10 protein-coding genes and 1 pseudogene are annotated in these 12,637 nt (G+C 63.2%); 2 read left to right on the top strand and 9 right to left on the bottom strand.

Annotated elements, in window-relative coordinates; genetic code table 11:
* Nucleotides 1–19: 19 nt before the first annotated feature.
* The 7 genes and pseudogenes from AC1DK4_RS22565 to AC1DK4_RS22535 form a co-directional block, all read right to left on the bottom strand.
* Nucleotides 20–778, bottom strand: a complete 759-nt coding sequence (locus AC1DK4_RS22565; protein ID WP_441621049.1) for a maleate cis-trans isomerase family protein — start codon at nucleotides 776–778, stop codon at nucleotides 20–22.
* Nucleotides 779–838: 60 nt separating this feature from the next.
* Nucleotides 839–1,246, bottom strand: a pseudogene (locus tag AC1DK4_RS22560) (thioesterase family protein); the annotation flags it as partial.
* Complete coding sequence (locus tag AC1DK4_RS22555; protein WP_441621045.1) at nucleotides 1,243–2,403, bottom strand: FAD-dependent monooxygenase; 1,161 nt, start codon at nucleotides 2,401–2,403, stop codon at nucleotides 1,243–1,245. The gene AC1DK4_RS22555 and the pseudogene AC1DK4_RS22560, both read right to left, overlap by 4 nt.
* Nucleotides 2,400–3,275 (bottom strand): VOC family protein, encoded by an 876-nt coding sequence (locus tag AC1DK4_RS22550; RefSeq protein ID WP_441621043.1) that lies wholly within the window; start codon nucleotides 3,273–3,275, stop codon nucleotides 2,400–2,402. The genes AC1DK4_RS22555 and AC1DK4_RS22550 overlap by 4 nt, the downstream gene beginning before the upstream one ends.
* A gap of 14 nt (nucleotides 3,276–3,289) precedes the next feature.
* Nucleotides 3,290–4,996 (bottom strand): AMP-binding protein, encoded by a 1,707-nt coding sequence (locus AC1DK4_RS22545; RefSeq protein ID WP_441621041.1) that lies wholly within the window; start codon nucleotides 4,994–4,996, stop codon nucleotides 3,290–3,292.
* Nucleotides 4,997–5,038: 42 nt separating this feature from the next.
* Nucleotides 5,039–6,226, bottom strand: a complete 1,188-nt coding sequence (locus tag AC1DK4_RS22540) for an alpha/beta hydrolase (protein WP_441621091.1) — start codon at nucleotides 6,224–6,226, stop codon at nucleotides 5,039–5,041.
* A 228-nt stretch (nucleotides 6,227–6,454) separates the two neighbouring features.
* Nucleotides 6,455–7,513 (bottom strand): porin, encoded by a 1,059-nt coding sequence (locus AC1DK4_RS22535; protein WP_441621039.1) that lies wholly within the window; start codon nucleotides 7,511–7,513, stop codon nucleotides 6,455–6,457.
* 263 nt (nucleotides 7,514–7,776) lie between these two features.
* On the opposite strand from AC1DK4_RS22535, the gene AC1DK4_RS22530 reads away from it, so the two are divergent.
* Entirely contained in the window at nucleotides 7,777–8,604 is an 828-nt protein-coding gene (locus tag AC1DK4_RS22530; RefSeq protein WP_441643482.1) for a hypothetical protein, read from the top strand.
* 208 nt (nucleotides 8,605–8,812) lie between these two features.
* On the opposite strand, the gene AC1DK4_RS22525 is transcribed toward AC1DK4_RS22530, so the two are convergent.
* Nucleotides 8,813–9,787, bottom strand: a complete 975-nt coding sequence (locus tag AC1DK4_RS22525; RefSeq protein WP_441621035.1) for a GlxA family transcriptional regulator — start codon at nucleotides 9,785–9,787, stop codon at nucleotides 8,813–8,815.
* Nucleotides 9,788–9,972: 185 nt separating this feature from the next.
* Here AC1DK4_RS22525 and AC1DK4_RS22520 point away from each other — a divergent pair, with 185 nt between their 5' ends.
* Nucleotides 9,973–11,163 (top strand): MFS transporter, encoded by a 1,191-nt coding sequence (locus tag AC1DK4_RS22520; RefSeq protein ID WP_441621033.1) that lies wholly within the window; start codon nucleotides 9,973–9,975, stop codon nucleotides 11,161–11,163.
* A gap of 117 nt (nucleotides 11,164–11,280) precedes the next feature.
* Here AC1DK4_RS22520 and AC1DK4_RS22515 read toward each other — a convergent pair whose 3' ends face one another.
* Nucleotides 11,281–12,606: an MFS transporter gene (locus AC1DK4_RS22515; RefSeq protein ID WP_441621031.1), complete on the bottom strand. Its 1,326-nt coding sequence runs from the start codon at nucleotides 12,604–12,606 to the stop codon at nucleotides 11,281–11,283.
* Nucleotides 12,607–12,637 lie beyond the last annotated feature (31 nt).

Genomic DNA, 12,637 nt, shown 5'->3' with positions numbered 1-12,637 from the left:
CTTTGTCGGAATGTTGCGATCAGCGCAGGCCGGTCTGGCTGCCCAGGTAGGCGCCCGCGCCCGGCGCCGTAGCCGCGATGCCCAGCTTGCGCATCATCTGCCGCGCCGTACAGATGGCAGTGGATGTCACGGGAATGCCCAGTGCCTGTTGCGCGGGCTCGATGGCCGCCAGCGACGGCATTTGCACGCAGGCCGACAGCACCACGGTATCCACGCCCTTCACGTCCAGCCGCTTGACGTCTTCCAGCAACTGCAGCGGATCACGCTCGCCGACTTCCAGGTTGTCGAGGATCGAAAAATTGATCACATCCCTGACCTCGATGCCTTCGTGCTCGATGTATTCGACTACCGTCCTGGTCAGCGCATCGCTGTAAGGCGCCATCAGCGCGATGCGGCGCGCGCCAAAATCCTTCAGTTCATCGACCAGCGCACCGGCCGATGTCATGATCTGCGGGCGATACGGCGCATCGGCAATCGCCCCGCCCAGTTCCTCGATCACCTGCCGGTGATAGCCCATGCCCATGCACATGGTGGCCACCAGGCACGCCGTGCTCATGACATCGACGCGCGCATCGGCCAACTCCAGTGCGCAGCGACCCATGTCGCGGTTCATCCTCTCCAACTCCTCGGCCACCACGCGGTGCATGCGCACCCGGCTGGCGTGGAAGCTGAACCGCTCCGGCAGCGCCTGCATGCGGGCGGCGAAGATGGCGGGCACCTCGCGCTCCATCGTGATGTTGGAGCTCGGCACAATTTGTCCGATTCGAAACTTCATCATTGGCAATTCCAGGAACGTTCRGGGGGCGGGAGAATAAAAGCGGTTCAGATCCGCGCGCAGGGAATCGGGGATCGGCGTGCCTTCGCGCCGGTCCAGGCGCACGCAGATCGGCGAGAACATGGCATCGAACACCGCTGCGCCATCGGGGCGGCGCGCCACGCAGCGGATATCAAAGGATCTCGTGCGAATGGCTTCCACGGTGCAGGCGATGTCGATCTCGTCATCGGGCCAGAGYGTGCCGATGAACTCGAAACGGATTGCCTTGCATGGCGTGCCCACGCCGTGGACCTCGCCCAGCCTGCCGTCACCGCCGGCCATGTACGCGGTGTAGAGCCCTACCGCGCCCAGCAGGTAATCCGTGAACCGGCCCGTGTAGACCACACCAGCCGGATCGCAGTCGCCCCACCGCACCTTGCGCCTGACGACGAATGGGCTCTCGCTCAGCACGTACTCCGTGGCGTTGATCATGGCTGTCCCACGATGGTGCTGCCTGTCACACCGCCGGCGGCGAGTTCCGCCATCAGGACCGGAAACTGGGCGCGCAGCCGCTCAGCATCCACGCGGCCCGTGCGGGTCATGAAGCGGAACACGAACTCGTGCGGCGTCGGCAGATCCATCCATTCACGGATGCGCTCGTACCAGTTGTACGACGCCTCGGACGCGCTGATCAGCTTGGCCTTCTCCGGCTTGCGCACGGCCTCATACTGCTGCAAAGCGGCGGGGACGTCATCGGAATGGGCCATGATCGCATCGGCCAGCGCCATCGCATCTTCCATGGCGATGCGCGTACCCGACCCGATTGAAAAGTGCGCGCTCGTCAGCGCATCGCCGATCAGCACCTGCTTGCCGACATGCCAGTTCGCATTGAGGATGACAGGGAACTGGCGCCAGACCGAATTGTTCGACACCAAGCCGTAGCCGGCCAGTTCCGGCGCGAACACCTTCTCGAACAGTGCCTGCCGGGCTTGCGCGCTCATCGCCTCCATGCCGAAGTCCAGCCAGGTCTGGTGGTCGCACTCGGCCACGAACGTGCTCATCGAATCCGAGTATGGGTAGTAGTGCGCGACGAAGTAGCCGGCCTCGAACTTGCGGAACACCAGTGCGGGGCTCGGGAACGGCTTCTCGACGCCGTACCAGGCGAAGTGGTTCGTCAGGGTGCGACGCGTGGTGCCGAAGCCGGCTTCATTGGCCGCGCGCAGTTGCGAGTTGATGCCGTCGGCACCAACGACCAGGTCGGCATCGATGGCGTCGAAATCGGCAATACGCTTGTTGTACGTTACGCGCACGCCAAGCTCATGCGCACGCTGCTGCAGGACGGACAGCAGGCTGATCCGGGGAATGGCGCCACCGCCGGCGCCCGGTTTCTTCATGACGATCGGGTGCTCGCGGCACACGATCGAATGCTGATCATTGAACCGCATGATCCTGGCTAGCCGATCCACGACAATCGGCGACGCCGAGCGCAGGTTCGACAACCCCGTATCGGCCAGCACCACGCCAAAGCCGAACGTGGCGTCTTCGGGGTTCTGCTCGTACACGTCGATGTCAACATTCGACACTCTCTCCTTGAGCAGAATTGCGAGGAACAGGCCGGACGGGCCGCCGCCGATGATGGTCACTTTCATTGCGCGCCTCGCGGAGCAATCACCAGCGCATCCATGTCGAACTGGCGAATCTGGCCCGCCAGCCCGCCGGTCAGCGCGCCGTACCAGACCGCGGGCTTGAAGCCCAGCTCCTTGCGGCGGAACTGCAGCGTCGGATTGCCGTCGATGCGCACATAGCCGTTGCCCAGCGCCGTGGCCAGGTATCCATCGGTCTTGCGCGCCACGTCGATCAGCGGCGCAAACTCGGGCACGTCGAGTACATAGATCGATGCCTTGTCCTTGTCCGCCACCGCCTCGATGCGCTCCGCCTTGCGCTGCCACACCGGATCGATCGATGCGAACGCCGCGCCTTTGTCGCGTGCGCATTCCAGTTCGATGGCCGAATCCATGGTCAGCGCGGCATCGTGCATGTCGGCATCGCTGAACGCACGCACCTGCCAGGTGATCTCGATCGGATAGCCGTTCGGGTCGTTGAAGTAGATGGACTCGATGACCTCGTGGCGGATCTGGTAGCGCAGCGCAATGCCCACGGCTTCCACACGCTGGCGCCATTGCAGCAGTTCGGCCTCATCGCGGACCCGCCATGCCGTGTGCGTGGCACGATCCTGATAGTGCTCGCGAACCGTCAGCCAGTCCGGGCGTTCGGTGCCGATGTAATAGAAGAAGGCGATGGTGCTGCCGTTGCCGCTATCGAAGAAGAAATGCAGGAAATCGGCATGATTGTCCGGGCCCCAGCCCTTGGCCGAGATGGCGTGGACCAGCGGCAGGCCAAGCAGGTCGCGGTAGAAATGCACCGTCTCGGCCAGTTTCCAGGTAGGCCTGGCGGTGTGATGGACGCCGTGCAGCGCGACAGCGGGCACGTTGGCTTGGGCGGCTTGCGTGGATTGGGTCATGTCACTTTCCTTCGTCACTTGGCTTGCTGAACAATGCTTGTTGCGGCCTCGGCCTGCAGGACTTGCACGATGTGGTCGCGCAGCAGCACCTTGCTGAGCTTGCCCGAGGCGGTGAGTGGAAACTCCGGGATGATTTCCAGGCGCTCCGGCCACTTGAACTTGGCCAGCCCGGCGTCCTGCAGGTATCCGGTCAGCGCCGGCAGCGTCAAGCCAGCCGCGGCGGCGGCGGGCTTGAGCTGCACAAAGGCACAGACGCGCTCGCCGTAGACCTTGTCGGGCATGCCTACCACGGCGCAAGCCAGGATCGCGGGATGCTGGTTGATGACGTTCTCGAGCTCTTCAGCGTTGATCTTCTCGCCGCCACGATCCACCACATCCTTGATGCGGCCACGGAAGAAGTAATAGCGCTTGCCGTCGACCACGCTTGACGACATCAGGTCGCCCGAGCGGTAGAAGCCGTCGGCGGTAAAGCGCGCGACGTCTTCCTGTTCGGACTTGTAGTAGCCACCGATCGTATAGGGGCCGCGAAACAGCGCTTCGCCTGGCTCGCCGTCGGCGACGACGTCTTCGGTGCCCGGGTGCACGATCCGCACCTCGTCGGCGGCGGACACCGGGTGGCCGATCGACTGGTCGCGGATCTCCTGCGGATCATCCGGCCGCGTGAACATGATCACGCCTTCGGTCATGCCGAAGATATGGTGCGTAGGCGAGCCCGTCAGACGCGTCAGATTGGCGGCGTTCTTGGGCGCGATGAAGTTGCGCCGCGCCTTGTCGGCGGCCGTGCCGCGCAGCAGTGCCGGCGCGATGCGGTTCAGGATCGGCCCGGCCACGCCAAACCAGGTCGGTTCGTAGTCGCGGACCAGCGCCTGCAGTGTGTCATCCGAGATATCGGGCGCCACCGTCACCTTCGCGCCGCTCAGCAGGAACGGGCCGAAGAAGCAACCCATATTGAGGTTGTGCATGTACGGCGTTGGGAAGAACAGCACGTCTTCGCGGGTGTAGCCGTTGCACGTTGCCACCGCGCGCATGTTGTACAGGTACTCGTTCTGGAAGCGCGGGATGATCTTGGGCACGCCGGTGGTGCCGCCTGACAACTGGAACACGGCGGCCTGGAACGGCTCGTGCTTCACATCGGCCAGTACTTCCCGGGCGCGCGCCAGCGGCATGTCGCGGATCAGGTCGGCCAGCAACACAGCGCGGCCACGGCGTACCCCCCGGGCCTGCAGGATGATCTTGAGGCTCGGCACCTCGGCCTGCATTTCCTCGGCAAAGGCCACATCATCGAACTTGGGATCATCGCCCTGCACAAAGTGCAGCCGCGCTTCGCACAGCTTGCCCAGATAGCCGATTTCGAGCTTGCGGAACGCCTGCAGCGAGCACAACGGAATAATGCCGGCCTTCAGGCAGCCGAAGAAGGCCAGCAGCAATTCGTTGCTGTTGCCGCACTGGAAGATGGCGCGGTCAAGCGGCCTGAGTCCGAGTGCCAGCAACGCGGCACCGAGCCGATCGGTCTGCTCGTCGAGCGCCTGATATGTGAATTCCCCCTCGGGGCCGACCAGGGCCAGGCGATCCTTATTGTCGCGAAATGACTGGCGGAAGGCGCCAACCAGCGTTTCGCCGGTCAGATAGCCTTCCGCCACGTACTGGCGCAGGCGGCTTTCGTCGGGGTAGCGCACGCCGTCGAGCAGCACTGACGGGCGCAAATGGGTGGGTTGCAGCATATCTGTCTACCTCTGTATTTGTCTTTGTTCCTGCAATCTGGCTCAAACCATCGTTTCGCGGAGCCACTCGACGATGAGTCGGCCTGCAATACGCTGCCCCGCTTCCTCCTCACGGCTGAGGGCCATGCCGTGGTGGTTGCCGCGCACGCGGACGTGGCGCTTGTGCGGCGCCGGGATCTGGTCGTAGATCGCGCGGATGTCGGCGGGAAAGGTGCACTGGTCGCCCGTGTATTCGAGCAACAGTGTCGGCTGATGCAGCGCACCGAGCGTCCTGTCCAGTGCGGCATTCGACGACAGGCCGGACCATGTGGAAAGCCACGATTCCGGCGTCACGGTGCGGCCGAAGCCCACGCTGCCCCAGTTCGATATAAACGGGTCCTTGCCCCATAGCGATCCGGTCTTGCGGTCCGACGGGTCCAGCGCGATGTCCCACGACCGCAGGTCGGCATCGGTACGCCAGACCTGGAAGATCGGGGCATGGGCGGCCAGGCGGCGATCGGCCTCCGTGGCGCTGCCTGCCTTGATCTTCTTTCGTGCTTCGTGCTTGGCGCGCAGCATCGCCTTTGCGCGCTCGTCGATGCGTGCCACGCGGGCGGTTTGCGCAGCCTGGTAGCGTTCGATGAACGCGGGCGCATAACTGCCCTTCCCCGTTTCCACATCGAAGCCATTGGCTTTCGCGAACGGATCGAGCGTGGGGTCTGTCTGCATCGGATCGCTCTCGTCGATGACGGACGGATCGATGCTGCTCATCAGCAGCTTGCCCTGGCCCGGATGGGGCGACACCAGGATGAAGGCATCGACCTCCGGCATGTGCAGTTCGCCCAGATTCGTCGGTCGTCCGCCCGGCGTGCGGGCGATGCGCGTCTCACGCGGGGTCAGCGCCTGCTGGTTGTAGAACGTGTAGAGCCCGGCGCCGCCAGAGTTGCCGAGCATCACGAGTTTCTCGTAGCCCAGTTCGCGCAGGTGCGTCATGCCGGCGGCCACATCGAACAGCGCGACCTCGTGTTCCAGGCGCAAGTCGTTGCCTATCGAACGCGGCCCCTGCACCCAGCAGGCGCAGCCCGCATCGAGAACGAACGGCACGAGGTAATGCGTGATGGCCATCTCGCGCGGATGCATCAGCGAGACGACGGTCTTCTCCTTGCCGGTCACGCTGAACAGGAAGCCAAGCGTGCGTTGGCCGTCGGCCGTGCCTAGCGCGTAGGGCACCATCTGATATGAGCGGTTCATCAGGCGGGCGTCCCACGATGCGCCTCGCATCCCTGCCGTCACCTGCGGCTTGTCTTGTTCAGTCACGCTGTCTCCTTGGTAAATGCTACCGTCTCAATAATCTAGTATCTATTTGATATGCTGTCAAATAATTTTGGAATGGCTGCCCGGACTCATGAAAAAAGAGCGTGCCACGGATGCGGCACGCCTCAAGGCGCGACCTGGCCGGCGCGCCAGTTGACGCAAGGCTCAGAAGTTGTGCCGCAAACCGATCACGGCGCCAAACTGGTTGGCACCCGCGATCACCGAGCCGTCATACCCGTTTGCGCCCAGTGCGGAACCGCCCTTGTTCAGCGTATATGACGTCGACAGATAGGCATCGGTGCGCTTCGAGAAACGATAGTCCGCCGACAGAACGATCGACATCGGGTCCTTCGCCGATGTGCGGTCGTTGGTCTTGTAGACCGCGCCGGTCAAGGCGAATGCCTGGCCGAAGTTGTAGGTCACCCCCGTCCAGAACAGATCGGTACGCGTCATTGACGACAGGATCTGGCTGACCAGACGCCGATAGCCAAAGTACGCTGACACCGGACCGAAGTCGCCTGCGGCCGAGGCTACATAGCGACGCTCAGTTCGCCCCGCGGTGGCAGCGGATGTACCGTTGAGCTGGTCGTAGACGCCGGCCAGGCGGAATCTGCCCATGTCGTACGAGAACCCCGCGCTCATCTCGCGGCCAACCCTGCTGTTGCCCGGCACTTCCGAACCGTTCGCAATCGTGGAGTCCACGCCGAAGCTGTACAGCGCCGACGCCGTCAGCGCGCCGAACTTGCCGGTGTACTTCACCGCGTTATCGGTACGGCCTGCCAGCCACGTATCGTGCGAGTACGACGAATACTTGGGCGCGAAGAACATCGGATCGAAGCCGATGACCAGGTCGAATGTCAGGTTGTGATGCCGCCCCATCGTGACCTGCCCGTACGGTGTATCGAGCCCGACATACGCCCGGCGCCCGAACAGCCGCCCGCCCTGTGCCGCCGCCCCGGAATCGAGCACCATCCCGCCTTCCAGCAGGAAGATCCCCTTCAGACCGCCACCAAGGTCCTCGACACCACGCATCCCCCAGCGGCTACCGGCAATGTTGCCCGACGTCATGCGCACGAGGCTCGAACTCTGTTTTGCAGCATTCGGCACGTGGTTCAGATATTCGATGCCCGCATCCGCCACGCCGTACAGCGTGACAGACGATTGGGCGTGCGCGGTCGCACCGGTCGCTAGCAGCGCACCGGCGATGGCCAGGCTCCGTTTCATTTCTCCTCCGTAATTGATCTTGGATCGTGGCCGAGCGTTGGCCCACGATGTGCCGCCCAACGCTATCCGTCACTCAGCGGTTCCGAATCCACCGACGACTGAAATTGATATGCACACAATTAAAGTTACGGGATTTTTGATACCCAGTCAAATAATGGTATTCCCTAGACGCACGGTGGCATGAACTCTCGCCCTATGTCCGCAGGCCACCGTACTTCGACAACCTGTCGCGAGACGCAGCGCCCCTTCAGGATATCAAGGGCATGCGGCCCCTGGTCATCCTTGGTGATTCGGTGACTACCGACCATATCTCGCCGTCTGGCGCGATCAGCATCGGCACACCGGCTGCCGACTTCCTCCTTGCAAAGGGYATCGAGAAGCGCGACTTCAATAACTACACGACACGCCGTGGGAACCACGACCTCGCGGTGCGTGCGACGTTTGCCAATATCCGCTTGCGCAACCACATCGTGCCGGGCGTGGAAGGCGGCGTCACGAGGCTGATGCCGGACGGCACGCAGATGCGCGTCTACGAGGCGGCCACCGAATACCTGAAGCGAGATGTCCCGCTCGCGATCATTGCCGGCAAGAACTATGGTTGCGGCTCATCGCGTGACTGGGCGGCCAAGGGCGTTGCATTGCTCGGCGTGAAGGCGGTGATCGCCGAAAGCTTCGAGCGGATTCACCGCACCAACCTGGTCGGCATGGGCGTGCTCCCCTTGCAGTTCGAGGCAGGCACCACGGCGGAATCGCTCGCGCTCGACGGGAGCGAGACGATCGATATCCTCGCGCTGGCGGACCGCCTCGATATCTCCGGCCGCATAGAGGCGATCATCCATCGCAGCAATGGGACGACGATCAACGTGCCATTGACGATCCGGCTCGATACCGGCGAGGAAGTTGAATACTGGCGTCACGGCGGCATCCTTCCTCTCGTCTGGCGCGAGTATGTCTCCGGAAAATCCGAGGACCATGTATCCCACTCGGCAAAGCGTGTCCAGCCTGAAGTGGGTGGGCCGCAACACGAGCTGCCCGATGCCATGCCGGGTAGCGAAGTTCCCAGCGCGACCCAGGGTGCGACGTTAGGCTGATGGACAGGGAGGTTTGCCTCCCTGCTCTTTCCAGCTCATGCATTGCAAGTGTCGATTGACCGCTAGCCGGCGTAGGAACGCGTGCCGATCCCGGCATGCGCCCGCGCCACTGCAAGCACGACCTCCCGCCTGCGGCACGATGACGGTGGTCCTCTCCGCTGTGCCAGCGTCTTTTGCCGGCCTGGCAGCGATTCGCACGTCGTTGCGCTCAGTACGCATCTCCCTGGTCGGCGTGCAGAACCGATCCACGAATGTCCCTGCTCAAGCGACGGACAGCCTGGGGCGGCTGCCCGATGGTGCGCACGAATGCGCGCCTCATGCGCTCCCGGTCGGATAGACCCACTTCGTGCGCGATCACGTCCAGCGAAAGACGCCCCTTTTCCAGCAAAAGCCTCGCGGCTTCCACGCGCAGATGCTCGACGGCCTTGGCGGGCGATTGACCGGTCTCCGCGCTGAATGCCCGGCTGAACTGGCGCGGGCTTAGCCCGGCGACATCGGCAAGTTCGTCGACCGTCAATGCGTTACGCAAATTGGCGTTCGCGTAGTCGATGGCCTTCTGGATCCTGTCGGACTTCGGGTCGAGGTCAAGCAATGTCGAAAACTGCGACTGGCCGCCCGCGCGCCGGTGATAGATGACAAGCTTGCGCGCTACCGTGCGCGAGACGTCCTGGCCATGGTCCTTTTCAATCATGGCGAGCGCCATGTCGATCGTCGCCGTCATGCCCGCGGACGTCCAGATCGGTCCGTCCACGATGAAAATCTGGTCCTCCTCGACAGCGATCTTCGGAAAGCGGCACTGCAGATCGTGTGCGAACCGCCAATGGGTGGTCGCGCGCCGGCCATCCAGGACGCCCGCTTGCGCCAGGATGAAGGCGCCTGTGCACGGCGCCGCGATCCGCCTCGACGTCTTCAGCGAGCGCCTGACGAATGCAGTCAATGCCGCGGAAACGATGTCAATCTCGACGCCAGAGCCGAACATGACTGTGTCGAATGCGGCATCGCCGAAGGGCTGCGACTCGACGCGGATGCCTGCCGACGACGACACCAGTCCTCCCCCCTCCGACAGAACTGTCACGTCGTACGCCCGCTCTTCGAGTACGACGTTTGCCAGCTCGAACGCGGTGACTGCCGCCAAGCCCATCAGATAGAAGTTCGGGAATACGACAAAGCCGATCGTGTGCATGGGGCACCCTGTTTCACGTCCTGAATTGGACGTATATATGACATTTGAGACGCGGTCAACGACGATTATGATCGACTGGCAGTCAAAAAGCCGGCCGGGCCGGAGGCCGGGACTGCGTACCAACTCCGCGGCGACACGCCGCCTCGCAGGCCGTCCCCCAACCGCGTTTCGCAAAGAACCTTCGTATGGATCGTCGACTACTGATACTGGCGCTTGGCATGTTCGCAATGGGTACCGACAACTTTGTCGTCGCCGGTATCCTTCCAGGTGTGGCGGCCTCGCTGCATACATCCGTCAGCCTGGCTGGCCTCATGGTTACGTTCTACGCGCTGACCTATGCGGTGGCTGCGCCAGTGATGGCAGCCGTGGCGGGCGACTTGCCGCGCAAGCTTCTGCTCGTTTCGGCGCTTGGGATTTTTGTCGTCGGCAACGCGATCAGTGCGCTCGCCACCGACTTGCACTGGGTCCTGGTGAGCCGGGCCCTGGCAGGATTTGGCGCCGCGCTGTTTTCTCCAACTGCATTGGGCGTTGCCTCGGCAATTGCCACACCTGAAAAACGCGGCCGCGCGCTGGCCACGGTAACGGCGGGCCTCACGGGAGCCACGGCGCTCGGTTCGCCAATAGGGACTTTTATCGGCGGATTCGGCAGCTGGAGGACAACCCTCTGGTTCGTCACGGCGCTCGGGATTGTGGCGATGATCGGCGTCTGGACGATGCTGCCCTCCGTTCCCCTGCCCGCGTCCGTCAGGTTGCGAGAGCGGCTTGCGCCCGTGCGCGACATGCGCATCGCGCTTACCTTGCTGACTTCCTTATTCGCGTTCGGCGGGTTCCTGATGGTCTACACGTATGCGGGCGTGGTGCTGGAGGCCGTGACGCACGGCGATGAACGCATTCTCGCGGGGATGTTCCTGTTGTGGGGCGTCGCCGCGACGGTCGGGAACCTGATGTCCGGCCGTCTCGTGGACCGATTCCAGAGCCGCAACATCATCAATGCGATGCTATGGATCGCCATCATCAATTTCTGTGTGCTGCCGTGGACCTCTGCGCATGCGCTTGGCGCTATCGTTGCGCTGATCGTCTGGGGGGTATGCGGGTGGGGGCTTATCGTTCCGCAACAGCACCGTCTCGTGCAACTGTCGCCGCATGTGGCGCCGCTGCTGCTTGCCCTGAACAATACGGCCACTTATATCGGACTTGCCTGCTCGGGCGTGCTTGGCGGTGTAGTGCTCCGATCGATAGGCGCGCGGTACCTGAGTCTCGTCGCGGCCGCGTTGATTGCGGTGGCATTCGTTCTTGCCACGGCCGCGCATCGTTGCATGGCGCGGCCGCGTGCGCAGCATCGTGCTTCAGCTGGTAGCGAGATCGAACCTGCCTGATTCGTCGACGCCGCCTCGCTCTCAAGCACCGCCACAACCAACGCTTATGGCGCGCGGCCGGATGGCGGCTGGCCGTACCCGATCCTTCACGCCATTCGCATACCGCCGGCGGCGGGACTACGGCGTCTGGGCAGACGCCGCGGGAACATCCTCCGTGGAGCGGGCCTCCGCGATCCGGATGAAGAAGGCCATCAGGAAGGCAACCACCAGCAGGCTGGCGAGGAACAGCAGGCCCGTGGCGGCGCTGTGACTTTGGCCCTTGATATAGCCGATGGCGAACGGGCCTGCGAATCCCCCGAGGTTGCCGATCGAGTTGATCACCGCGATCGACACGGCTGCCGTGGAGCGTGTCAGGAACAACGTAGGCAGCGCCCAGAAGGGCGACTTGAACGCGTAGAGGCCGGCCAGGCTCACGCCGATCAGCGCGATGGCCATGTAAGGATCCGTCAGCACCCCTGCCCCGACCAGCGATGCCGCGGCAACCGCCAGCGGCAACGCCGAGTGCAGCCGCCGTTCGTTCCTGCGATCGGAACTGCGCGACCAGAAAATCATGACGATGGTGGCGAACAGGTAGGGCACCATCGCGATGACGCCGATCTGTGTATGCGTCAGGTTCGCCGAGAAGCTCTTGATGATCTGCGGCATCCAGTAGCCGACGCCCAGGCTGCCGCACTGGTAGACAAAGTAGATGAAGGCCAGGTACAGCACCCTGGGGTTGCGCATCACCTTCATCGTGCTCAGGTGAACCGCCTGCGGACGCGCCTGCCTGTCGCGTTCGAGTTCATCGTTGAGCCATTGCTTCTCGGCGTCGGTCAGCCATCTGGCGTCGGCCGGCCGATCGGTCAGGTACAGGTAGCAGAGCACGCCACCGAGGACTGCCGGCGCGCCCTCCAGCAACAGCATCCAGCGCCATCCGCTCCACTGCATCCAGTGCACGTTGTCCATGATCCACGTGCTTAGCGGCGCGCCGATGATGTAGGACACCGGAATCGCCGCCGTGAACAAGGCGACCGTCGTTGCCAGCTCCTTCGCGCGGAACCAGTGCGTCAGGTAGACGATGATGCCGGGAAAGAAGCCCGCTTCGGCAACGCCGAGCAGGAAACGCAGGACGTAGAGTTGTTGCGCGGTCTGCACGAACGCAGTGGCTACCGCCACCGCGCCCCACGTCACCAGGATTCGTGCAATCCATCGCCGCGCTCCGAACTTGTTGAGCATCACATTGCTGGGTACCTCGAAGAGAAAGTATCCGATGAAGAAGATGCCCGACACAAAGCCAAACGCTTCGCTGCTCAGTGCCAGCTCCCTGTTCATCTGCAGCGCGGCATATCCGATGTTCGCGCGGTCCAGATACGAAATGATGTAGAGAACGAAGACGAACGGGATGATCCGCCAGGTAATCTTCCTGACAATGGCCGCGTCGTCCAGGGTGATGGAATTCGGCATGGTGAGTGCGCCGGCGTTCGAACTGCCCGGC

The organism is Cupriavidus sp. 05N38, from assembly GCF_056397345.1.
Note: the sequence above shows the minus strand (reverse complement) of the source record. Positions and strands in the feature narration are given on the sequence as shown.

Bases quoted from the DNA above. Each gene is read 5' to 3' on its own strand.
- AC1DK4_RS22515 (WP_441621031.1), bottom strand. From the start codon at position 12,606: ATGCCGAATTCCATCACCCTGGACGACGCGGCCATTGTCAGGAAGATT.
- AC1DK4_RS22525 (WP_441621035.1), bottom strand. From the start codon at position 9,787: ATGCACACGATCGGCTTTGTCGTATTCCCGAACTTCTATCTGATGGGC.
- AC1DK4_RS22545 (WP_441621041.1), bottom strand. From the start codon at position 4,996: ATGCTGCAACCCACCCATTTGCGCCCGTCAGTGCTGCTCGACGGCGTG.
- AC1DK4_RS22550 (WP_441621043.1), bottom strand. From the start codon at position 3,275: ATGACCCAATCCACGCAAGCCGCCCAAGCCAACGTGCCCGCTGTCGCG.
- AC1DK4_RS22540 (WP_441621091.1), bottom strand. From the start codon at position 6,226: ATGAACCGCTCATATCAGATGGTGCCCTACGCGCTAGGCACGGCCGAC.
- AC1DK4_RS22520 (WP_441621033.1), top strand. From the start codon at position 9,973: ATGGATCGTCGACTACTGATACTGGCGCTTGGCATGTTCGCAATGGGT.
- AC1DK4_RS22565 (WP_441621049.1), bottom strand. From the start codon at position 778: ATGATGAAGTTTCGAATCGGACAAATTGTGCCGAGCTCCAACATCACG.
- AC1DK4_RS22535 (WP_441621039.1), bottom strand. From the start codon at position 7,513: ATGAAACGGAGCCTGGCCATCGCCGGTGCGCTGCTAGCGACCGGTGCG.
- AC1DK4_RS22555 (WP_441621045.1), bottom strand. From the start codon at position 2,403: ATGAAAGTGACCATCATCGGCGGCGGCCCGTCCGGCCTGTTCCTCGCA.